Annotated in this window: 12 protein-coding genes and 1 pseudogene; 6 read left to right on the forward strand and 7 right to left on the reverse strand. The window is 61.6% G+C overall.

What is annotated here, in order from left to right; all coding sequences use genetic code 11:
• The first annotated feature begins 139 nt into the window (after window positions 1–139).
• The 6 genes and pseudogenes from QK290_RS07295 to QK290_RS07320 form a co-directional block, all read left to right on the forward strand.
• Window positions 140–382 carry a helix-turn-helix transcriptional regulator gene (locus QK290_RS07295; RefSeq protein WP_348994446.1) on the forward strand — a complete coding sequence of 81 codons (243 nt, stop codon included), beginning with the start codon at window positions 140–142 and terminating at the stop codon, window positions 380–382.
• A 408-nt stretch (window positions 383–790) separates the two neighbouring features.
• Window positions 791–1,762, forward strand: coding sequence for a hypothetical protein (locus tag QK290_RS07300; protein WP_282330012.1), 972 nt, complete (start codon window positions 791–793; stop codon window positions 1,760–1,762).
• Between the two features lie 317 nt (window positions 1,763–2,079).
• Window positions 2,080–2,877, forward strand: coding sequence for a hypothetical protein (locus tag QK290_RS07305; protein ID WP_282330013.1), 798 nt, complete (start codon window positions 2,080–2,082; stop codon window positions 2,875–2,877).
• A gap of 539 nt (window positions 2,878–3,416) precedes the next feature.
• Window positions 3,417–5,582 carry an ATP-binding domain-containing protein gene (locus tag QK290_RS07310; protein WP_282330014.1) on the forward strand — a complete coding sequence of 722 codons (2,166 nt, stop codon included), beginning with the start codon at window positions 3,417–3,419 and terminating at the stop codon, window positions 5,580–5,582.
• A complete protein-coding gene (locus QK290_RS07315) occupies window positions 5,575–6,261 on the forward strand; it encodes a DUF2290 domain-containing protein (RefSeq protein ID WP_282330015.1) in 687 nt (228 codons plus the stop codon). Before QK290_RS07310 ends, QK290_RS07315 begins: the two co-directional genes overlap by 8 nt.
• Window positions 6,262–6,797: 536 nt before the next feature.
• Window positions 6,798–7,778 (forward strand): annotated as a pseudogene (locus tag QK290_RS07320) (DUF4113 domain-containing protein); the annotation flags it as partial.
• 256 nt (window positions 7,779–8,034) lie between these two features.
• On the opposite strand, the gene QK290_RS07325 reads toward QK290_RS07320, so the two are convergent.
• The 7 genes from QK290_RS07325 to drmD all read right to left on the reverse strand — a co-directional run bounded on the left by QK290_RS07325 (window position 8,035) and on the right by drmD (window position 22,791).
• Complete coding sequence (locus QK290_RS07325; protein ID WP_282330016.1) at window positions 8,035–8,463, reverse strand: hypothetical protein; 429 nt, start codon at window positions 8,461–8,463, stop codon at window positions 8,035–8,037.
• Window positions 8,456–8,995 carry an ImmA/IrrE family metallo-endopeptidase gene (locus tag QK290_RS07330; protein ID WP_282330017.1) on the reverse strand — a complete coding sequence of 180 codons (540 nt, stop codon included), beginning with the start codon at window positions 8,993–8,995 and terminating at the stop codon, window positions 8,456–8,458. Before QK290_RS07330 ends, QK290_RS07325 begins: the two co-directional genes overlap by 8 nt.
• Window positions 8,996–9,071: 76 nt before the next feature.
• The gene (gene drmC / locus QK290_RS07335) at window positions 9,072–9,782 is read right to left on the reverse strand and encodes a DISARM system phospholipase D-like protein DrmC (RefSeq protein ID WP_282330018.1); all 711 of its coding nucleotides are present in this window, start codon (window positions 9,780–9,782) and stop codon (window positions 9,072–9,074) included.
• Window positions 9,772–11,850: a DUF1998 domain-containing protein gene (locus QK290_RS07340; protein ID WP_282330019.1), complete on the reverse strand. Its 2,079-nt coding sequence runs from the start codon at window positions 11,848–11,850 to the stop codon at window positions 9,772–9,774. The genes drmC and QK290_RS07340 overlap by 11 nt, the downstream gene beginning before the upstream one ends.
• Complete coding sequence (drmA, locus tag QK290_RS07345) at window positions 11,850–15,566, reverse strand: DISARM system helicase DrmA (RefSeq protein WP_282330020.1); 3,717 nt, start codon at window positions 15,564–15,566, stop codon at window positions 11,850–11,852. The genes QK290_RS07340 and drmA overlap by 1 nt, the downstream gene beginning before the upstream one ends.
• Window positions 15,563–19,657 (reverse strand): DNA methyltransferase, encoded by a 4,095-nt coding sequence (locus tag QK290_RS07350; RefSeq protein WP_282330021.1) that lies wholly within the window; start codon window positions 19,655–19,657, stop codon window positions 15,563–15,565. The genes drmA and QK290_RS07350 overlap by 4 nt, the downstream gene beginning before the upstream one ends.
• Complete coding sequence (drmD, locus tag QK290_RS07355) at window positions 19,645–22,791, reverse strand: DISARM system SNF2-like helicase DrmD (protein WP_282330022.1); 3,147 nt, start codon at window positions 22,789–22,791, stop codon at window positions 19,645–19,647. Before drmD ends, QK290_RS07350 begins: the two co-directional genes overlap by 13 nt.
• Between the last annotated feature and the right edge of the window lie 149 nt (window positions 22,792–22,940).

Genomic DNA, 22,940 nt, shown 5'->3' on the forward strand with positions numbered 1-22,940 from the left:
ATGTATCACTAGTAGAGCAGACAACACTGACAATGTCAGTTGACATGTATAAATGCCCACTCGCCCGCACCAGTCCTCCGAGGAGCAGACACTCCGGTGGGCTGAACGTAGGGCGATGGTCGGGGCACGGATACGAGAGTTGCGACTCGAGCAGGCTCTCTCTCAGGAAGCGCTCGCCTTGGAATCCGGGTTGAGCCGGAACATGATTATTGGGATCGAGTGGGGCCGGAAGAGCGTCGCCTACGAGCGCCTGTGGGATATTGCCGGGGTTCTGGGGTGCAACGTGGCCGAACTGCTCACAGCGGCGGACCGGCCGCCAAGCAGCAGTCCTTACCGCGGTGGCCGCCAGGCGATGCAAAGACTCGGCGACGTAGAGGCCTGAAAGTTCAGATTCGGCACAGCTCACGCCTGTAGTGCGGAGAAGTTGGGGAGGCCCAATACCCTTCAAGCACATACCAAGGTGCACCTGCTACGTTAGGCCTCCCTCACCGCTATCCTCATTTGGTGAAGCATTCCGATACACCCAGCTCCTCGCCTGCAAAACATGCATTGGCGGGCGCGATCATCCCCGCAGTTGCGGCCCTCGTCGGCGCCTTCATAGGTGGCGGGTTCACGGCCCAGACCGCCTCGGTGGCTGCGGAAACGGTCCCTTGAGGCTTACCTGCTCGCGGGCAACGCTCGCGGCGACTCGCTCGAGCGATGGCAGTACAAAGACAGTGCCGCGGCCCTTCGGGAAGTCGCGGAAGGCAAACTCTCCCTAGAGCCAAGCGCGATATTCAACCGATGCGGGATGAAGGCAGGCAGCTTCCTGCTCAACATGCTTATCACCTCAGGAACGTTACCCAACTTCGACGTCGACGAATCCTTTTTCCAGTATTGGGTGAGCGAGTGGCTGGGAGGGATCAACAACCCCGAGAATCGCCTCATCATGCGACGATACGCGCGCTGGGGGCTCTCCACAAAACCATGGGCCGGGCTCAGCTCCCGTCCGACGAACTACACCGCCAGATTTCAACGGCTCCGGAGCCAGCTTCGGGACAGCGAAGCGTTCCTCACCTTCGCCGACTCACTTGGGCACACCCCGCTCACTCTGCCTCAGCGATTCCTCGACGCCTTCATCGCGGAATCCACAAGTCGGCGAGACAATCTCGCACAGTTCACAAGGTGGCTGAAGAAGAACGGGTTCGGCCACGCCGTTGCGTCCCATCGATCGCGGCAGATGCCCGCTAGCGTCATGAGCCCAGATGGCCGTTGGCGCCTGGCGCGTCGACTTCTGCACGGCCCTGCCGTCGATCCGGTCGATCGCGTGGGCGGTTTACTTATCCTGCTTTATGGACAAACTGCCACCAGGATCGTTTCCCTCCACCGTTCGGCGGTCACTTTCGAGAAAAATGAGGTGCTGCTGACCATCGCGGACCATCCGATCCGCCTCCCAGACGAACTCGGCGAAGCTACCACCGTCCTGTTCAATCGCTCGACGACCGCCCACACCGACCAATCGGACACGTGGCTCTTCCGTGGCCGCGTGCCCGGGAAACATCTCACCTCCGGGGCGCTGGCTAGACGAGTGACCCGGATTGGGGTACCTGTACGAGATTCCCGTTCAGCGGCCTTGCTCGACCTCGCTTCGGATATGCCAGTCGCACTCTTGGCTGACCTCCTGGGTTTATCGATAGCAGCCGCGTCGCGGTGGTCCAAAGTCGCCAAGCGCGATTGGTTGAGCTATCCGTCTCTGCGGATGGGGCCATATACCGGAGGCTAACCTTGGATGCACCAAGCCCTGGAGAGCCTAGCGTCGGCACATCAGATCTTCGTCTGCCGATTCTCAGCGGCGTTGACTTGCAGAGCGTAGGCCCTGAGCCATTCCCGCAGGTACTATCCGAGTATTTGGAGGTGTGACGGTATGCCCACAAAGCCGCCAATACTGTGGCGGAAACCGCAGGTAATGTTGATGCATGACTGACCATAGTCAGATGGAGAACGTCAAAGGACAGCGCACGCATTCGGGGCACCGACCCGAATGCAGAGTGGACGCGGTCGACGTAACCGCCATACCCACGCTCAGGTTGGGAGCAATCAATGCCTAGAATTCCTGGATATTTTGAGTACGACGAGGGGCTGACTCCCGGGCGATCAAAGGATGGCGGAATCCATCACAATCTTTATGACCAAGGCCATCTCAAGGGTCACGCGAAGTTTTTCGCCAGCGACGAGGAAGATTCCTCGAGAGGCGCCCCGGCGTACGTCTACGTCAACAATGACGTACATTCCAAGGCGATGGGAAATGAACGCTCTGAGAGAGAGAAGGAGCTCATCGAGCTGGTTCAACTTCTCCTCAATGTGGCTGCGAAAAAAGCAGAGCCAATAGTCAAGGAGTGGTGGAGCGAACAGGGGCGGCCGGCCCTGAAGTCGACATGGAAAAAAATTGCAGGAAGCCGTGGAGCCAGCAAGCAAGCCCCGGCTTCCGAGTTGTCTACTGTAATCGAGCCTGATCTAGAAAGCCCGCCACAGGAAGCTGTGGCCCGGGACAAACCGTGGCGGGCCACACTGACCAGCGCCGAAGCCCGGGACCTCTTGGTTGGGGCTCTAAGGGCCAGACATTTCAGCGAAAAGACGCTGGAGTTCCTTCGCAATGCCCGCTTTACGGACGGCGATCGGAGTCTCGAACTAGTGAACGTGATGGAGCACCTCAGCCCTCAGCAAATCGAAGACGCCATCCATCTAGTGCTAGAAATGAGCCCTTCACCACTCCATGACGACACTATGGCTGGACTCCGGAGGATCCTTGAGCGCTCCCCGTCCTATGGCTGGCGTGCTCATTCTGATAACGAAGGGGTCAAAAAAAATACTTTGCACCTGACCGAGGGCGAAAACTAGACGAGGGCAGCAGGCATCGAAGTGGCCGACACGCCTAAGTTGGTTCCATTGGTAGTTAGCCCTTACGTGGCTTGCCAAAGGCGGACTGTCACCTAATCCTTCACAGTTCGGCCAGTCCAAGCTTGAGCCAGGCTCACACTACGTGGCGTCGAGGTCACGTGTATGAAGGTCCAGGCGCACCCTAGCCAGCAGCATTTACGACCAACCCCGACGGCGAGCAAGGTGTCCCGCTCGACTGCGCCCGTAGACTCCGGTGGCAAATTCTTTATGATTCTTAGAATAGGAGCAGCGGGAATCCTCAAGTGCCGAGATCACGACCCGGACGCAAAACCCGTACCGCCACGCCCGAGCTCGCGCCTGATGGCTTGGGCGGCACAGCGAGAGGTGAGCCTATTGTCGTCCTGCATGGTCAGGCTCAACCATAGCCCTGACCCAATGGCCTTGCCGTCACAAAGGGATAGCGGACAGTGAAGGTCATGCAGGCGTCGCTTCTGTATGGGCTGACAACCGGCCGGTCACCAGCAAGGTAATCTCAAACCATGTCTGTGGATTCCCTACCTAACGTCGTCAGTCGCGGCAGCAACAAGAAGCCCGTATCCAGCGAGGCACTGGCTACATTCTTTGAGTCGACCGCGGCTCCTCAAGGAGGCCACCTCACCATTGGGTACCCCGTAACTACTGTCTCCGAAGAGCGAGGCCCCCTTGATGCCGTCTATGTGTCTCCCGGCACAGGTGTAGTCGCCTTCGACATCGTCGAGGGAAACTCTCTGGGCGATTACCAGACTCGCCAGGACGACGTTTTCACCCGGCTCGAGGTTCGACTGAAGTCGCATTCGGCGCTTGTTGAGCGGCGAAATCTCAAAGTAGATCTCCATACCATCACGTTCGCGCCGGCAGTTGCCCACGTGCCTGAGGATAGCGCCTACCCTGTGGCCAATACGGCCACCATCAGCGAAGTGCTTTCCCGCATGGTCAAGGCCAGCCCTTTGCCTGAGGTACATGAACGCGCATTGTCAGCGCTCCAAAGTATGTCCAGCATCCGGCGCACGGGCACCGCCAGGCCTGTGCGACGGGATGATTCTCGAGGTGCCATACTCAAGAGACTTGAAGACTCGATCGCCACTTTGGACGCCGACCAAAGTCACGCAGTCATCGAAACGGCAGACGACGTTCAGCGAATTCGTGGGCTGGCAGGTTCGGGCAAGACCGTCGTGCTGGCGCTCAAAGCCGCCTACCTGCACGCTCAGCACCCGGACTGGCGAATCGCTGTGACCTTCAACACGAGATCCCTTCGAGACCAGTTTCGGAGGTTCATCAATAACTTTACGATCGACCAAACAGGCGATGAACCGGACTGGTCCATGGTGGACATCGTCCAGGCTTGGGGGGCGTCCGGAGGGGGCAACCGTGAGGGGATGTACCACAGGTACTGCGTAGAAAACGGGGCCACGTACTACGACTTCACCGCAGGCAAGGCCATGTTCGGTGCACACGACGCCCTGGGTGGCGTCTGCGAGCTCGCACTCGGCGAGGCTCAAGCGTCCAAGCCAATGTACGACGCCATCCTTGTGGACGAAGCCCAGGATCTCCCGCCCGCATTTCTTCGCATGTGTTACGACATGCTCCGTGACAAGAAGCGCTTGGTCTACGCCTACGACGAACTGCAAACACTCAATGGCAAGGGCCTCCCCCCAGCCGAAGAGATCTTTGGGGTGACGAGCGCAGGGCAACCCAGTGTCGATTTCAGCGGCAAGGAAGGCCGCCGCCGGGACATCATCCTTGAGAAGTGCTATCGCAATTCCCGGCCCGTCCTGGTCACTGCGCATGCCCTGGGGTTCGGTATCTATAAGAAGCCTTCGCCGCCTGCGTCCACGGGAATCGTTCAGATCTTTGAACAAAAAGATCTCTGGACAGACGTTGGCTACCGAGTTAGTCAGGGCGAGCTCTCGGACGGCCGGCATGTCCGACTTGAGCGTGACGCCGACTCGAGTCCAAAATTCTTGGAGGAACATTCCCCGACGAGTGATCTGCTGACATTTGAAGTCTTTGATTCGGTGGGCGAACAGAACGAATGGATTGCGAATGAGATTCAGCGCAACTTGATCGAAGACGAGCTGGTCGCCAATGACATTATCGTGATCAACCCGAACCCGTTTACAACCCGCACGAATCTCGGCCCTGTGCGAAAGGCATTGATGAGCCGTGATATTCAGAGCCATATCGCCGGGGTGGATGTTGGTGCCGATATCTTCTTCAAACCAGATGAACGAAGTGTGACCTTTACCGGAATATACCGGGCCAAGGGCAATGAGGCAGCGATGATCTATGTCGCAAATGCCCACGAGGATTTTACTTCCAAACAGAACCAAGCCCGAACCCGCAACCGCCTTTTCACCGCCATAACGCGAAGCAAGGGGTGGGTGCGAGTGACGGGCGTCGGCCCCGAAATGCGTGAACTTGTGGAGGAGTTCAACACAATCAAAGCGTCCGCCTTTGCGTTGGATTTCGTCTACCCAACAGCGGAGGAGCGAACCACAATGCAGATCCTCCATAGGGAAGTACCACCCGAGGTACAGAAGAAGGTTCGGGGCCACGACACTTCGCTTGATCGCCTCGTCAGGGACCTGGAATCCGGCTCCTTTTACAGGGAAGACCTCGATCCTGCCACGCTGGCTCGCCTTGAGGCACTCCTGCGTCATGAATAAGAGAAAGTCCGCCGTCGAGCTTCTCAAAAGGGAAATCGAAGACGTGACCGCGTTCTTGGTCGGCAAGGGGCTCGTTGACGACCAAAACGCAGTTGCGCGCCGTTCAGGAGTAAACGGATTCGTTCTTTTGGAAGCAGGCTACTGGGCTGATGCCCCTCGAATGCAAGAGAAGATCCCGTACGGTGAACTCTACGATCGGCTGAAGGGGTCACGTGCCTACGACATGAAATTCCTCGACGGTGCGCTCGTACAGTTTAGGTTCATGTTTAAAGACGCGGACACGCTTGCCAAGAGCGAACTGCGTTTCCTCCCCTCGCCGATACTCACAACATTCCAAGAGGATCCCGAACTTTACCTGCACGACGAACTCTACGGCGACGTAATCGACGCTCGCGCCGTGACTGTGCCTCTGAGATTCGACTACGACGACTCGGCTGACGTCGTCAAGGACGTACTGCACCCTGTCAGTCACCTGACGTTGGGCCAGTACCCTCATTGCCGCATTGCCGCTACATCTGCTGTCACACCGTACCAATTCGTTGAATTCTTGCTCCGCAGCTTTTACAGAGGGAAAGCAACACTGCCCACAGATGGCATGCCCAGCGCCAGGACCCTTATGCCTCAAACCATCACCGAAGGCGAGCGAGCCCTCCTCCACATCTCATTACCCTGCACCTAGGAGCTTATCGCCGGCAGGTTCCGCCAATGGCCGGGAGACTCGTTCCCATCACACTTGTCATATTGGTGCGACGCTACGTCCCCAGATACCTCGTGTTGCGACTCGACATGAAGCAAATGCGCGTCACTCCCACCGATTGAATTGCCTGAGCGCTTCGGTGAGCTGGGTCAACTTATCTTTGATACGGCAAGACTGATCCGAGGGCGAATACGGCGGGACCGTTAAGAAGTCACTACGATCAGAGTACTTGGCGACCGGACGCAGGTTACCGGGTACGTGAGCTCGGAACACACCAAATACGCCAGGGCTCAGTAATTCTCCGAGACGTAGGCGTATGCCCGGTCAAAGAGCTCAGGAAACACATGCTAATTCCCTGCTGGCGGAGGCTACCAGTTTACGATTACCAGTTGCCTAGGACGCTTTGGCCAGCCCTTCGCAACATGCGTCGGACCCAACGACCCTGGATTCTGGATGGCGTCGCGCAGGCCTCCGCATACGGCGCTCGATAGTGCACCATCGAATACTCATCCATACCAGTAGAACTGCTGGGCCGCTACTCGGCCTGGCTGGAGGTCTACAGCATCGACGAGGCCTTCCTCGGCGTCAAGGGCGCCCCGGACGAACTCCTGGCCCTCGGCCGGTCCATGAAAGCCGCTGTCCGTCGGAACGTCGGCGTCCCGGTCTGCGTCGGGATCGCAGCCACCAAGACCCTTGCGAAACTGGCCAACAAATGGGCGAAGAACAACCCCGGCTTCGGCGGGGTCTGCCACTGGGACTCCATCCCGGCCCAGGAACGCGAAGGGCTCCTGGGCCGGCTCTCGGTCATCGAGATCTGGGGCGTCGCCACACGGTTGACGAAACGGCTGAACGTGATGGGTATTTTTTCGATCCTTGACCTGTCCCGGGCGGATCCGGTGATGATTCGGGACCGGTTCTCCGTGGTCATGATGCGCACCGTCCTGGAACTGCAGGGCACCCCCTGCATCCCGATGGAAGAAGAACGGATCGGCCGGGACCAGCTGATCTTCTCCCGCTCCTTCGCCACCCCCATCACCACCACCGCCGGGATCCGCCAGGTCATGAGCGTGTACGGGCAGCAGGCCTCCGCCCGGCTGGCCAAAGTCCTCACCGCGTTCGCCGGCACCTCCCACTTCAAACCCAACGACACCTCCTACCCCTCCGTCTGCGTCCCCCTGCCGATGCCCACCGCGGACCCCGTGATCCTGACCAAGGCCGCCCACGCGCTCCTGCCCCGTGTCTACGCGCGGGCCGGGATCATGGTCACCGACCTGCGGCCCACAGGCAACCAAGCACCCCTGTCCATGTTCGAGAACCCGCACGAGGAACGCCGCGTCGGAACCCTCCTCGAAGGCGTCACCAAAAAGTACGGCCGCGGCTCCATCGGACTCGGACACGCCGGGATCCGCGGCGGGCCGGACTGGACCATGCAACGGGACATGCTCTCCCCCCGCTACACCACCCACTGGGACGAACTCCCCCTCGTCAAAGCCGCCTAACCGCACCCCGCACGACCGCACTCGCACGTGAGCACCACGAAAGAACGAAATCATGACCATCATCCACGAAGCCCCCACACAGACCAACGACGTCCAGGTCCGGCTCGGCCCGTCAGGTACTCCCTTGGTCATCCGTCACGACGGCCGGATCTGGCTGGTCGACCCCGACACGGACAAGATGTACAGGCAAAGGGCTCACCACCGCCAAAATCGCCGGCATGGCGAGCGAAGGATCGTAAGGCAAAGCAGAAGTCGCTCACAGTCCGAGCGTTGTCTTCACACCGTTATAAACGACCACTGCCGGCCCTACTAGGACAGCAACGATTAAGCACAGCTGGAGAACAAAGTCTAATAAACCAAAAAAGCCGAACAAGAAGCGGTGCTCCTCCGCATATTTTGCTAAACGCCGGGGCTCTGACTTCAAGGAGGGGTAAAGCACGTTGGCATAGGACTGTGCAAAGCCCAAGAACGGAGTGACATGGCGTACCCCATTCAAGGCACCGACGCCTGGCACGCTGCCAGCCAGCGCATGAAGTTGCTCCTCGCGGCCTCCACCCTCGGAATCAGAATCGACAGGCTGACGAGGAACGCGGCTTCGGAGTTGCTTTACTGCCTTGACATCGTCAACACCCTCCCCGCCCGCCTTATCACTGGGATCAACTGAATGCAATGGTGCGCTAGCCACGGCAGCGGATCCCCAAAGTAGCGAGTCGATTGCTCATCGCGTCCGTGGACACGCGAAACTTCTTGGCCAGCCCATACAAATCGAGCTCCTCAGCAAGCCACTCAATCTCATCACTTGGCATGAGCAGTGTTGCAGCAAAAGCATTAGCGAAAACTTCTCGTGGATCAGTGCCCGCGCTGGAAAGAGAGTCCCGATGATCCATAAACCCGTGCTCGGTGTTTTTATCGATTCGAGGGTCGAGGATGTGTCCGATCTCGTGCGCACACGTGAAGCGCCGACGATGTATGTGCTCTGAGGAGTTGATCGTTATCTCTGGTCGTTCCTTGCCTGGCGGGATGTAGACAAAGCCAGATAGTTCATCATGGCCCGAAAGGTCGGCGGCGAAGACTCGAGCACCGATGCGTTCCGCAATTACAGTTGCATCAACAGGAAGGTCGATTTCGCCGAATTCGTCAGCCCAGTGTTCGTTGAGGACCTGAGCAGCTGCCTGCGTGGCACGCTTCCGGATTGTCGCCAAAGATTCTGTCTGCATGCGACTCACCTCCATCTTGATCGCTTCGGAAGTATATGCGATCGAGCCGACACATCCCTCCGGCCGGGAATGCTGGTCACTCCTGCACCAGTTCGTAAAGACTGCCGTGCTTGCTTGTCATCGTGGATTCAACAGACTTAGCGAGGGCGGAGTCTTGCACGAGAAGCCCGAACTCGATATTGCGATTCTCGGCGCTGAATGAGAAGTTGGCGCTGGTCAGCAGAACCATCTGTTGGTCGATGATGACGAACTTCGCATGGCTGACCACGGGCTTGCCGGTCGGCAACACGGCCGATCGGTAGACTGTCGCACCCCGAAGGTGGGCTTTGATGTTCACAGCATCAGCCTTGTCCCCGTCAACGTAAACGGTAACGGCGACGCCAGGCTGTTCCGCACTTTCCCGGAGAACGGCCCACATTTTCGAGGTCTTCTCGAAGTTATATGTCGCGCAGGTCACGGACTGCCTGGCGGAGCTGACGAGTCTGTGAAACTCACCCGTAAGGTGCCCGATTTTGGCTTCGTTGCCGGGCATGGTCCAGACAGGCGTGAGATCCCGATGGACGGTCTTGGCCCCTGCGACAGCCCGCAAGACGGCAACTGACCGCTCAACCTCAGTGTGCCCCAGGCCGGCGGCAGCGAGGAGTCCACGGGCTCTTTCACGACGGGATGCACCCACCGCTCCGAGCGCCTTGGTAACGTGCTGACCGGTGGCGAGTTGTACGGCCAGGCCTTCGGCTTCGGAACCGGTGAGAAACTCTCCGAGTGCCCCAAAAGGGTCAGAAGGCATCAACGCTCCCGAAGAACCCGGGCACGGCAGGACCCATGATGGTCGGCAGATCCAGGAGAAAGCGCCTATCCAGGAACCGGTTCGACTTCTCGCACGAGGTCTCCGAGGCGAACGTACAGCAGTGGCAGGCCGCACCATGGAGGAAGTCCTCCGGGTCGCTGGGGGTGCGCACCGCACAAACGGGGTCCGAGGAACACCGCGACGCCCTGCGCAAAGCCGAGATAACAAGGCCCTCCAGGCGCGCGGGCTCGGACAGTGCGACGAGCCCGCCCAGAGTTCCCTCGCTGTCGGAGGCGGTAGTGCAGATGAGCAGTCCGGCTGCCGCCTCGCGCTGCGGCCCCGAAGGCCATCCGTAGATGCGTTCGGTGAGGCTGGCCGCGCCGTAGCCGCAGGACATCGCCATTTCCCGAATGAGCGTGTGGGCGAAGGTGTGCAGCAGCCAGTACCGCGGGCCGGGCAGGCGGGTGTCGGGATCGACTGACGCGGCGGTCTCCGAAAAGCGGCGGGAGAAGTTCAGTCGGTGTGCCTGCTTGTGAGCTGCCCATAGCGGGGAGTCGAGGATCTTCATTTCCCACTCGTCCACAGCTTTCAGGTCGAGCTGAAGAAAGATTCCCTCGCCTCGGTCTTCGGTCGCCGGCACCCAGGCTGGTCTGCCCTTGCGCGTTAGTTTGACGAGGCGGCTGGCAAGGTCGTTCACCCGGTCCATCTCGTCGAGCCTGGTAAACCCGAGAACGGCGTTAGTCTTTTTCATGCGGTTGACGGCGACGACTCGAGCAATGCGCGCGTGCAGGTTCTGCCCTCGTTGCATCTCGGTGACCATTAGGCCGCTGGAGTTTTGCTGCTGCGGGAACAGAGCCGGCTTTTGCAGGTACCGCCATTCCGGCACGAGCAGCTCCACCGGGTCCCAAGTGGCGAGCTTCTCCTGGCGGACCTCCTCGGGATCGACGGGCGCGAGCACGTCCGCGACGGCGGCCGCAAGGCTCTGGTCAGAGACATCCTTGAGGTCGATCTTTCCGTCTGCCACGTCCCTGAGGGTGTCCAGATCGGAGGCGTACTTGGCGATCTTCTCGATTCCCACCGCAGCGCGCAATTGGTCAGCGAGGGCTTCGGCCTCTTCAGCGTCGGTGCGGGGCATGACAATGACCGACTGGGTGGAGGAGAACCAGAGGTTGGATGCCCCCATCATGATCAGGGTGGGACGGGCGCCGCATTCGGCGTCGAAGGCGTTCAGGTGCGGGTGTCGTCCACGGCATTTCTGCGGGAGTTTGTCGCGCCCGGCCGCACCCTGGGCCTCGGCCATGCCACGGGATGCGCCGCAGGAGGCGCAGCTGATGACGGAGCCGATGCTCTGGCCGATGTTTGCGTCCCGCATCTTCAGGTCGGGTACCTCGGCTTTCGGACATACTCCGCCGCGGTGCACCCATAGAGTGTAGGGGAACTCGTCGAGGTGGCCGTTGGTGCACGTCAGCAGGTGCGGGGCGGGAACGGCCGGGCTCTGGCGCTTCCGTCCGGCTGCCCCGGGCATTTTCCTGCCGCGGCCCGGACAGCTCTTGTGGGTGAACTGGGCCAAGTCCGGGCGGAAGGGATGGGTATTCGTGTAGCTGAAGCGCGGCAGAGGTCCGAGGTAGTCGCAACCTGTGCAGCGGAACCACTGCGGGAAGGCGCGCGCCGGAACGCCGAGGTCGGATCCTTCCTTGGACATCGCTCCCTTCTTCGGCTGCCACGGGAACGGGCGAAGCGAGTCAACCTGAGGCCCGAGGTGAAGCCGTACGACATTCAGCAGCCGCGGTTCTACGATGGTCGGGATGAATTCCCGGCGCTTCCAGATGGGTTCCCAGTCGTCGAGCCCGGCAGGCATGACAGCAAACCCTGGGAGGTCCATGATCGCGCCTGGACCATAGGTGTAGAGCAGCGAAGAGGGGCGCGCGGAGCCAACCTTTGCACGGTTCTTAACCGCGCCATCCTCGGCATCGGTCAGCGGGTCGAGCGTCTGCCCGGGATCGTGGAGCATGGCGAGGCTGTTTATCGGCTCCGCATTGTCCTTATCGGTGGTGGTGGTTTCGGCCATCAATCGTCCTCTCCCATCGGCAGGGTCCACTTCGGGGCTCCTTCGGGAGCCCGCGAGAACAGCCGCTCAGACACCGGGCTGACCAGCACATTGATTTCCGGCTGCACTTCCCGCATCGAATTGGCAATAACAAACGGCGCCTCGGACGACCCTCCTACCGATGCTCTGGCATTCTCGGGGCTGATGATCAACGGCAGGTACTTGTCGCCTTCTCCGGTGCGTTCGTACACCAGGGTCTTGCTCATCTCCGTGGCCCGCTTCGCACGCTGATTCCAGCGGTCGATGCGGTTCACAAGAAGGTCACTTGCCTTCTTGGCGATGTCCTCGTTTTGAGCAGCGGCCGCGATGCGTGTTTTCAGCCGGTCCGCCAGCGCTTCGAGCGCCTCTGGCTGCTCCTTGATCCGCCAGGCGCTGCGTTCCGGGGAGAGCCCATCAGCGACGGGAGCTTGGAGCACCCGGGCAACGCTGACCAGCAGCCCGTCGATACCGCGCTCCAGCGAGGTCGGCGAATACGGGGTCACCGAAAGCGCCTCGACCTGGGCGTAGAACGTGTTGTGGTAGTTCCGGAACTGCTCGAAATGAGCTAGGTCACGTGGGCGGGCCCAGTTCCCGAGGGCGACCACGAGACCGGGCCGGTCAGAGGAGTCCCGGCCGACGCGCGAGGATGCCTGAATGTACTCTGCGGTGTTCTTCGGCTGCCCGACCACGAGCATGAGCCCCAGTCGCTGAACGTCCACTCCGACTTGGAGCATGGAGGTTGCCAGGACGACGTCGAACGGCGCCTCCTTCCTGCCGGGAGCCTTCTTGTTGTCGCGGATGGCGGCTATGCGGCCCTGAACAGCTGTGGACGTGTCGAAGTTGGAGTCGAACTCCAACCCAAGCCGGTCCAGAGTCCTGCCGATCTCGGCCGAAGCGATGCGGGAGGTCAGCTCGGCAGTGTGCAGGTTGCCGAAAGCTGCGCCGTATCGCTTGGGGAAGCCCGAGTCTTTTCGCGGGTTACCGACCCTGTTTGCTACATCGTCGGCGATGTACCGAGCCATGCCGGCCAGCTCACGGGTTGCATTGAAGTAACCGACCAGCGTCATGTACGGGTCCGCAGCGCTCCCGGCTCTGTCGAAAAGGAGCTGGCCCGCTAGCAGCAGCACTTCGGCGAGCCGGATTTCCGCGCTGGAGAGGCGCACGCCCTGGGCACTGACACCAAGGTACCGCCGCCCTGGGTTCTCCCGGCTGATCGGAACTTCCTGGGAGAAGTAGGTATCGGCGACGTCGAGCACCTGCGGAGGGAAGATCTCGACCTGTCGCCCGTAGAGTCCCCGCACCTGATCCTGGGCGTTGCGCACGGTCGCTGTCGAGGCCACGATCAGAGGTCTCACTGGTTTTCCATCCGGTGTTTCCCATGAGGACAGGGTCTCCATGGCGGCTTCGAAGAGGCCGACAGCTGTGCCGAGGGCCCCGGTGATCAGATGTAGCTCGTCTTGGATGATCAGGTCCGGCGGCCGCAGCCGGTTCACGGTCTGTACGGTCGCTGCCGGGTGCCCGTACTTGCTCGCCGGGTGCGTTGTCGTGATGTCGCAGTTGCCGTAGTCCGGATGCACGTACCCATGTCGGCCGCACCTGCGGCTAACGTATCCGAACAGTGAGCCGGCCTCGCCCTCGCGGGCGAGTCGGGCGAACTTGTCCACGGTCGCGATCACAAAAGCCGGGGTGAGGCGGTAAATCTCCTCATCGACGGTGAGTACCGGCAGTCCTTCGTCGACAAGGCCGCCCTTGGAGAAGGGGCAGCGGGCGAGGTCGTCGCCGCAGTAGACGAATACGCGGCGGACTGTGGCGTCGGTCTTGACCTGGGCGGCGGCGATGGGCGTGCCACACCAGGGGCACCGCTGAATCTGGAGGACCGTCAGCCGGTGGGAACCGTACTCGTTTGCCTTGGTGAGCTGCTCATCCGCTTCCTCGAACCGTTTCGGGCTCACGTCGGTGCCGACCCACAGTCCAATGCGGAAAGGCTCTGCGCCCCACATCTCCTCATTTTCGCGGCGTGCGAGTTCAGCGGCGCACATCAGTGTCGTCGCCCGCTGGAACTGCTGGGCGGTCAGCAGTCGCAAGGTGTACCGCATAAGGACAGCGACGCCGTCACGCCCATCGAGCTGGCCGTCAGTCGAACTGACCAGGCCCTGGCGCCGGCGGATCGCGAACGTGTAGGCCGCGAGGCCGAGATAGGCCTCGGTCTTGCCACCACCGGTGGGGAAGAACAGCAGTTCAACCCGCGCCAGATGATCGGCACTACGAAATGCCGCCGTCGGGTCCGTCAATGCGCCAAGCTGCATGAGGATGAACGCAAGCTGGAACGGACGCCAAGAGGCTGCGCCCGGGCCCTTTGAGGCAACTGCTGCCTGTGCTTGCTCGATCGTCACTGTTGGATCAGATGCCCGCAGGGCTGCTACCTGGGAGGCGATGCGCTGATCGCGCATCACGCGGTTCGTGAATTGGAAGCAACGCAGCGCTTCAGGATCGCTGGCGATGTGTTCGAGCCCGTCGGCAAGCCGTTGGCGCGCCTGGGCCGCATCCCACAGGACCGCCTCGGCGGTCTCCTGAAGATGCGCCGGAAGTCCCTTCGCAGTTGCCCCCTGCTCGTCAAGCCACGCACCGTAACCGGAGACCAGGGGGGCCAGGCCGGCCTTCAGCCCCTCTGGTGTCACTGTCGATAGCGCATCCATCGACAGCAGCGCGTCCTTCACCGAGCGTGCACGTGTCTGCGGCGTCTCGGCGACAGGAAGCCACGTCGTAGAAACCTCAGCTGCCCGCCGTGAACCAGTGCGTGCCACCCAATCCACCGAGCAGGTGCGACCGATCGCGAACTCCAGGCGGTTGCGGTACTGGAGGTTCAACCGCTTGACCTCGTCGTCATGCTCCGGCCAGTCCTGCTCCAGCGCATCCCGCACCGGGAGTAACACCTCCGCCCCGCCGGCGTTCACGCGGAGCTGGGTCTGGAACAGCCACATGTTCACCGGGATCGGCATCGGCGTCTCCCGGTCATTGCACAGTGCAATCTCCACGAGCACCCGGCCGAACTGCGGGTCGTCGTACCGGTCCACCCTCAGGCAAATCGATTCCCGCAGGGTAATCGTGGCAGTTTTCCCCGGGGACAGGTCGGCGAGTGAGATCGTGCGTGGTTCTTCGACCGGAGTGCGCTGGTAGTAGCGGATGGGGCGGCCGGCTTTGGTGACTTGGTCGGTCTCGACCGTCGAGTAAGTACCCCATGATGCGGTAACTGTGAACGAGGCCAGGTTCGCCGGTACCTGGAACCGTAGGCCCATTGACGCGGGGATCATCAGTCCTTGTTTCGGGGTGCGGTCCTCCGTGTCATCGTCTTCCGCGTCCGCAGTTGTCTCGTCGGCGGCGAACGCGGGCACGCCGCGCTGCTCACGGGCGGCGTCATCGTCCATGCGGGCCTCGACGATGTGCCCGCGCTCCGGGGCGCTTTCGGATGCGCCATCTTTCAAGGCCTTGCCTGTGAGCTTCACCGGGGCGATGTGCCCCACCAGGTACTGGGAGCGGGGGCTAAACGGCAGAACCTCTTCGGGTCCGTGGATCGGCCCGAGCAGTTCCCGCTCCAGGATGTCGGCCAGGTTCTCGCGCACCATGAATGACGAACCATCCAGCTCATGGTTGAGCTCGTAGGGCTCCTGTGGTGATCGTGTGGTCGTGGTCTCGCTCATGAGAACAGTGTCTCCATTCCCTCCGACATTGACTTCGCTTTTCGGCCCTTCGCCGCTTTCTTCGGAAGCGCAGCGGCCTCAGCAGCGGCCCGGCGATGATTCTCCTCAAGCAGGCGGTCGAGGATCTCGACCCGTGCGGCAGGACTCACTGTCCAGCGCTCCATCTGGCGGTACGTGTGGAAGCCATGATCGAGCGGAATGTCAGACCAGCCGTAGGCGTCCATCACTGCTTTATCCAGCTCGACGTGGATCGCCCGAAGACGGGCGACATCGGTATCAGCTGCATCTGTGGTGGCCGGGCCGTTCACAAGGTTGTAGAGGCTCGTCAGCCCGAGGTCGCGGCGCAGCATGATCTGGCATCGCTCGTCATCGAGCCTCCGGCCAACGCGCTCCGACCAGTCGGTTCGCTCCGGCCGTGGGAACGTCCCGAAGACGTCGGATGGCGCGTACCGCGGATCGTTGCGCATTCCCGATCCGTAGGTGATTGCCCAGAGTTGATGTGCTGAGGACGACAACACAGCTTGTTCTGAATAGGAATCTGTAGCGAAGACTGTGAGTGAATCGCTGGGGACCTGCTCTGCACTTACTCGTGCAGGCATGACCGTCTTACTCACGCGAGTGATTACGAGCATTTGGTCCAGCCCGGCGATAGCCTTCCGCATCGTCAATTGCTTCTCGCCAAATTGCCACCACCGCTCCCGATACACCTTGCGTGGATTTCTGTCGCGGTCAGGCTTCACAGCTTCGAGGAGACGCCGGTATGGGATCTCATACTGCTCGGCCCGTTCCTGGGACCAATCAAAAAAATCAACGACCCAACGCGATGCCGACGTATCCGGGCGCTGATTAACGTCCTGTCCGATGAGATACGGAAAGAGAACTTGACGGTTACGGTCGTCGGATCGGATCCAATCCCGGGCCACTTCCGGTTCGATAACAAAGCCCAACCCAAGCACGAGGCTTCCGATGTGCGCGATGCCATCGTTCTGCTGAAGGCGCAGTGGCTTCCCATCCACTCGGTTTCCCGCTTCCAGCAGAGTTGATATCCGCCCAACCGCCTGGTCGTCGCTGACTCTCTGGACTGAGTCAGAAACAGAGCCAGTACCACCCCAGACAGCTGCGTACTCCAGGTTTGCGCTCTCAGAGGGCCATGACCGAGAACGGATCGCACGCGTGATGGTGAGCCCTCCGTCAACCATCCGGTCAAGCCCCACCTCACGTGTGTCGCCTTGAGCAATCGTGTTTGTGGCTATGAGACCGAGCGTTCCCGAGGGGGCGAGAAGAGCTTGAGCGCGCAGAAAGAAGTACGCCACTAGATCCGCGCTTCCTTTGACGCCAGTTGCCAATACGTTGACGAACCACTCGCGTGCGGCGCCACCGACCGCTCCAGATACCTTCTTGCCGCCAAGGAACGGGGGGTTTCCGATGATCGCGTCAAAGCCACCGTGTCCTACTACGACGTCGGGGGCCTCAAGCACCCAGTGGAGAGGTTGCCAACGCTCATAGTCTGTTTGCACAGTTGGTGTGAGGCCATGATCGATGATGCTGTCGAGCCACGTACGGTCCGTGTCCCCGTCGCGGGTTCCGAGGTGCGCCTTCTTTACGGCTGCCCGCAGATTCTCGTATGCGTCATCGAGCGCATTGCCGGGCTTTCCTCCATGGGGCAGGCCAGCAGCAATCACGCCGTCGGAGATCGCGCGGAGTGACCCAGTGACCTCGTGGAGCTCTCGCAGCTGGCGGTGCTTCGCGGTGCTACTACGGGCGGGGTCGTCTTCATCGATTTCGGTAGCGAGGCGTTCACGCAGGCTGACCGCTTTGCGGATAATGGCGTCGATGTCGACGTCGAAGATGTCGAACATCTGGCTGGACGAAACGCGCGTGGGGTCGATGTGGAGCTTGCGCAGCTGGTCGAGGGTGTTGAGACCGAGCAGGGAGTTGCCGAGGAAGACCTTGTCGTCGACGAAGGAGAACGGCAGGTCGCGGTCGAGGGAGACGAGCCAGAGGGAGAGCTTGCACATCTCAACGGCCATGTCGTTGATGTCAGCTCCGTAGAGGCAGTTCGCAACGACCTGGCGGATGGCACGCCCGTACAGGTCCTTGCGGTGGGAGCTGGCCGGGTCTTCCTCAGTCCATGCCTCCACCACGCGGTCGGCGAGGTACCGGGCAGCAGCCACGAGAAACGCCCCGGAGCCGCAGGCAATATCGGCGACCTTGAGTCCCAGCAGTTCGTCGGAAGACTTCAGCTCCCACTGCTCGCTGTCGGCGGTCTGATGCGGGCCGGGAGAGTAGCACAGGGGCTGGAGAGCATGGAGAACGACCTCTTCCGCCAGGGACTTCGGCGTGTAGTGCGCCCCGGCGTTCTTGCGTGACGGGGTCTCCTTCACCACCAGTCCTCCGGTCACGACCACGAACGGGTGGCCCCGCAGGTCAGGCCTGATGAGACCAAGCCAGGGCTTGATGCGGTCGCGCAGCGTGTTGTCGTCGCCAACTGTTTGGGTGAGGGCACTGATTGCACTCGGGTCGACCGCTGCGGTGACGGCTTTGGCGATCGCCGCAGCTGACGACGGGCTAGCAGAGGGCTGGTCTTTATCAACCCATTCGCGGACCGCTGCGGCGAGCTTCTTCGGATCGGTGTGGGTAGTCGCCAGGTCTTCGAGTATGGCCAGCGGGATCTCGGGTTCCGCGCCGGTGGTTCCGATAATGCCTAGGGAGGGCTCACTGACACGTATCGCTGTATAGCCGAGCAGGCCTTCATAGATGTAGCCGATCTGCTCGACGTCGATGTCGCGGAACGAGATCTGCCGGCTTTCCCCTTTCACGTAGGCGACCTGGATGGAGCGCAGCACGTGGAGCATTACCCGGTCGGAGACCGTGACGGCCAGAGCGCCCTGTTCATCTGTGCCCGTGAGGAAGGGGAACCGTGCCGGGTCGAACAATGATCCGCCGTAGGCGGGCATGCGCAGGTTCTCGAATGATGCTCCCTTGTAGAGAGCCTGGCTGGTTGCGAGCAGCCGGTGCCAGGTCAGCGAGGTGGCGTCGAGAGCTTCCTCGCTCTCGTCGTTCTGCCGGCCAGTGAGCCGGTCGAGTTCGCCGGCTATGCCGTAGCCCTGTTCAAACAGCTCCCCTGAAGGCAGGAGGCCGCGCTCTTCGGCGAACAGCAGGAACACCGCCCGCATCATCACGGTGACGGCAGCCTCGTAGGTGTCGTGGTTCCGATCCGGGAGCGGGTCGGGCAGGCCACGGCGTTTAGCCTCGGCCGCCGACTCTGAGAATGACTGGATGAGGAGTTCGACGGCCCGGCGGACCTGCGCGCCGAGCGCTTCAGTGATCTCCTCGGCTGCGGCGATGGATTCTTTGAAAAGCACAGGGAGGCGCTCGGCGGGGTCGCCACCGATGATGTGCTGTCTCCCGACGAGAGTTAGGAAGGCGTCCCGTGCCCGGGGTTCTTCGACCCAGGTGAGCGCGTCCACGATGCCGGAAGCGGCCATGCTGCCCTCGCGGGCGCAGACCAGGCCCCACCAGCGACCGTCGGTGACGATGCCGATCTCGACCCTGTTTTCGCGCAGGAGTGCCTCACAGCGGTCGATTGGAGTTGCGGCCCACAGGTCGCTGGGGGTCTGGCGCAGTGAGTCCGTCGGATCGACGACGAGCACGAGCGCGCCAATACCCTCCGCGTTGAGAAGGGCTCCCTGCGCGGTAACGGTGACCGCGCGGTTGGGTGACTGTGCCTCTACGCCAGGGACAATGCCCCAATCCAGTGACTCACCCCAGCCGACGACGTCCCGCAGAACAGTCTCGACCCACTTGTCGCGTTCTGTTCGGTAGCCGGCGAGCCGGATATCACTGTCCGGGTTGCGGTCGAGATCTTCCCAAGTGGCCTCGAATGCCCTGCGGGCTTCGACCAGGGCGTCGAAGCGGTCAGAGTGAGTGGCACGGAAGTCCGGGATGCCGTTAGGCCAGACCCTTTTGAGCGGCGGGATGGCGAGAAACGGTCCATCTGTGTCGACGAGCTGGAGCCACGCCCGGTGCAGTTCTGTAGCGTTGACATTCGGACCAGTGGCCTTCCTGGGTCGCGCCATCAGTTGGTCCATCCTTCTGCGTCGTCACGGGTGAGGGCGAATACGACTGCCGCGGCTGTGGTGTGCGGCTTGACGTCGGCATACCGCTCTCTGATCGCGTCGATCTCACGGGCTTCTTCGTCGTCGAGTTCGTCCAGGCGGCGTTCCATCGCTTCGATGTCCCGGCGGCGCTGGCGCTGCTGGTCATCGGGAAGGAGCATCGCCGCGGCCTCTTCGTCGGCGCGCCGCAGACGGGCGAGTGAGTCTCGGAGGTTAGTGCGGAACGCCGCGAAGATGTCCCGTGCCCGCTGGACGTCTGCTTCCTGGCGGCGCGTCAGCTGTTCCAGGACGAGCTCGTGGCGGCGGCCCGCGCGGGCCTGCATGGACTCTTCGAGCCTGAGGCGCAGGGGGGCGTCGGGCACGTTCCACAGGTCGCAGAGCTGGTCGCGGACGCGCTCGTCCGCCAGTGCAATTTTCTCGCCATCGAGTGCGTGGTCCAGGGCGGATTCCGCTTTTTCCTCTGCCATCGCGCGGCGCCCATGCAACCTCACGCCGGCCAGGAAGACTTCCTCGTGCAGGCGGATGCCGCCTCTCCCGACCAAGACCATGCGGGTGACTGCGGCGACAAATGATTCGGGCAGATCGTCGACCACGACGGCGGTCACGCGACTCAGGGGCGAGTCGACGCTCCATAGTGAGCGGCGCAAAAGACGCTGTGCCTTCTGCACGATTGGGTGTCCGAGGTGCACGTACACGAGTTCGTTGCGCCCGTCGGAGGCCTTCGGGTCGAAGGTGATGGGGCGTAAGAATTCGGGCTTCAGACGTGTCGGCAAGCCTTTGAGGGCTGCGCTCCATCCTGCCGAAAGGCTGGGCACATCGTACACTTCGGCGTCGGTGACCTGATCGAAGTTGTGATTCGGCGTGAGCGGTTGCTGGTGGTTGATCCGCAAGGCGGTGTCGACCACTCGGCGCAGGTTGGCCGGATCCAGGTGCATCTCCGTGCGTGAGGCCTCGTAACCCTGTTCAAGTTGTGTCAGCCTCGCGTTGAGCTCCATGCCGCCGGCGAGGGCTGTGTTGATGACGTCGTTCGTGTCCACTCCCTTTGCCTTGGAGCGCACAGGTGCACGCTTGCCGAAGTGGCGCTGGATCTCGTCACCAATCACTTGGTTGACCGAGCCGAGGTCCTGCTCGACGTTTGCGACCTTCCTCGCGATGCGGGCCATGAAGGAGGCATCAGCCGCGTAGACGGAGGATTCAGTGGCAGGGGCGAAGTGGAAGACTAGCGGTTCCTGTTTCTGACCGTACCGGTCGATACGGCCGATGCGCTGCTCCAGACGGGACGGGTTGAACGGGATGTCGAAATTAACCAGCCGGTGGCAGTGCGTCTGGAGATCGATGCCCTCGCCGGCGGCGTCCGTGGCGAGTAGGACCCGCACCGGTTCCTTGGATGGGTCCTCGGTGAACTGAGACCGGATGTACTCGCGGTCCTCCGGCGGGGTGGAGCCTTGGATGACGGCGAGCCTGTCCCCGTACCCGCGCTGGGTCAACACACGGGTGAGCCAGTCGACGGTGTGGGCGTACTCGGTGAATACGACGACGCGGTCGGTCGAAAAACTTGTGCCGTCCGGACGGCACACGGATTCGAGGAACTTCAGCAATTCATCGAGCCGGGAGTCTGCACGGGACTCGTAGCTCAGGCCCCATTCCATGAGGGCATTCAGCTGGTGGGGTTCGGCGGCGACGAGCGGGTCGGAGCCCTTCGACTCGCGCAACCGCTCGGCCTCGTCCTGCTCCCACAGGCCCTCTTCCTCATCCGCCTGCCCCTCGCCGAAGACGTCATCGTAATCGTCGGCTGTCAGGCCGCGTCCGGCTTTGGAACTGATGTAGCGCGAGAGCGTCTGTCCGAACGCGAACGGGCTGGACAGGAACCGCTTCTTCAGCAGCATGGTGACGATGTCGCCGCTGGGTTTGGTGCCGTTGGCCTTGGCACTCTTGACGACGATCTGGTCCAGGAGCGCGAACATCTCCTGCTCGTCTTCGCGTGGAGTGTAGTGCAGCGCGGTGACCTTGCGCTTCTTGAAGTCCTTGCCGGTCAGGTCACTCTTGAGGCGGCGGACGGTCACATCCTTGAGTGCCTTGGAATCCAGGAGCGCGCCGCGGGAGAAGCGCCGGGAGTCAATCATCTCCATCAGCGCAGTGAACGATTCGGGGTGCCCGTTGTGAGGGGTTGCCGAGAGGAAAAGCCGGTGTTCGCACCTTTCCGCGAGCTCCCTCACCGCGATGGTGCGCTGCGTGTCCACCGCGTACCCGCGGCCACCTGCAATCGCCGGGGGACTGGACGGGGCAACGTGGTGGGCCTCGTCGACAACGAGGATGTCGAATGCGAAGCGTTTCGCTGTCTTTGGGCTTTTCACTTGCGAATACACGTCGCGCAGCAGCCGCTGGGAGCGGACCTGCGGCAGCCACGCCATGCTCACAATGACACGCGGGAACATCAGGAACGGGTTGGCGTGCAGCCCGTGGGTGCGGCGCACCTGCGCCATCAGCTCAGAGTTGACGATTGTGAAGTCGAGCCCGAACTTGTCCCGCATCTCATCCTGCCATTTCAACGACAAGCTTGGAGGGCAAACAATCACCGCGGTCCGCGCACGGTGCCGCAGCAGCAATTCCTGGATCACCAGACCCGCCTCGATGGTCTTTCCCAAGCCCACGTCATCGGCCAGCAGCAGGTTGGTGCGAGGCGCGCCGAGGGCGCGCCGCAGGGGTTCGAGCTGGTATGCCTCGACGTTCGCGCCGGACCAGAACGGAGCCTGGTAGCGGTTTGGGTCGGCACTGGTGACCGCACCCCATCGCATCGCGTCCACAAAGCCCGCCAGAGTAGTTGGGTCATCAAACTGCTCGGCGTAGATCGTCTCCGGCAGCCCCTGAGCCGGGGTGACTGTCTGACCAACTTCCAGCTCCCACACCACCGAGAGCTGTTCTCCGAGACGGTCCTCATCAAGGGACTGCAAATCCACCACATGCGAAAGCTTCGCCACCGATTCGTCGGCCGGGCTCCGGGGCAATCCCTGCGCCTGGACGTTGGCCACAGCCCATGTTGACCCACGAACCTCGACGACCTGGCCGGCCTCCGGCAACGGCGGTGCGGCAACAGCTGATGTTAACAAGTGTGTGTGCTCCTAGCTTCGTTGCCCCACCCCATGCCAACCCGCACGATGCAACGGTGACGCACGAGGTGGATTCATCTAATCACTTGTCTGGAAATCTTCGTAAACACGCGAGCAAGAACTACTTGGCAGTCTGCCTCGTTACGAGT

Source organism: Pseudarthrobacter sp. AL07, from assembly GCF_029960665.1.
In the GTDB taxonomy this organism is placed as follows: Bacteria; Actinomycetota; Actinomycetes; order Actinomycetales; family Micrococcaceae; genus Arthrobacter.

Bases quoted from the DNA above. Each gene is read 5' to 3' on its own strand.
- QK290_RS07300 (WP_282330012.1), top strand. From the start codon at position 791: ATGAAGGCAGGCAGCTTCCTGCTCAACATGCTTATCACCTCAGGAACG.
- QK290_RS07305 (WP_282330013.1), top strand. From the start codon at position 2,080: ATGCCTAGAATTCCTGGATATTTTGAGTACGACGAGGGGCTGACTCCC.
- QK290_RS07310 (WP_282330014.1), top strand. From the start codon at position 3,417: ATGTCTGTGGATTCCCTACCTAACGTCGTCAGTCGCGGCAGCAACAAG.
- QK290_RS07315 (WP_282330015.1), top strand. From the start codon at position 5,575: ATGAATAAGAGAAAGTCCGCCGTCGAGCTTCTCAAAAGGGAAATCGAA.
- QK290_RS07330 (WP_282330017.1), bottom strand. From the start codon at position 8,995: ATGCAGACAGAATCTTTGGCGACAATCCGGAAGCGTGCCACGCAGGCA.
- drmC (WP_282330018.1), bottom strand. From the start codon at position 9,782: ATGCCTTCTGACCCTTTTGGGGCACTCGGAGAGTTTCTCACCGGTTCC.
- QK290_RS07340 (WP_282330019.1), bottom strand. From the start codon at position 11,850: ATGGCCGAAACCACCACCACCGATAAGGACAATGCGGAGCCGATAAAC.
- drmA (WP_282330020.1), bottom strand. From the start codon at position 15,566: ATGAGCGAGACCACGACCACACGATCACCACAGGAGCCCTACGAGCTC.
- QK290_RS07350 (WP_282330021.1), bottom strand. From the start codon at position 19,657: ATGGACCAACTGATGGCGCGACCCAGGAAGGCCACTGGTCCGAATGTC.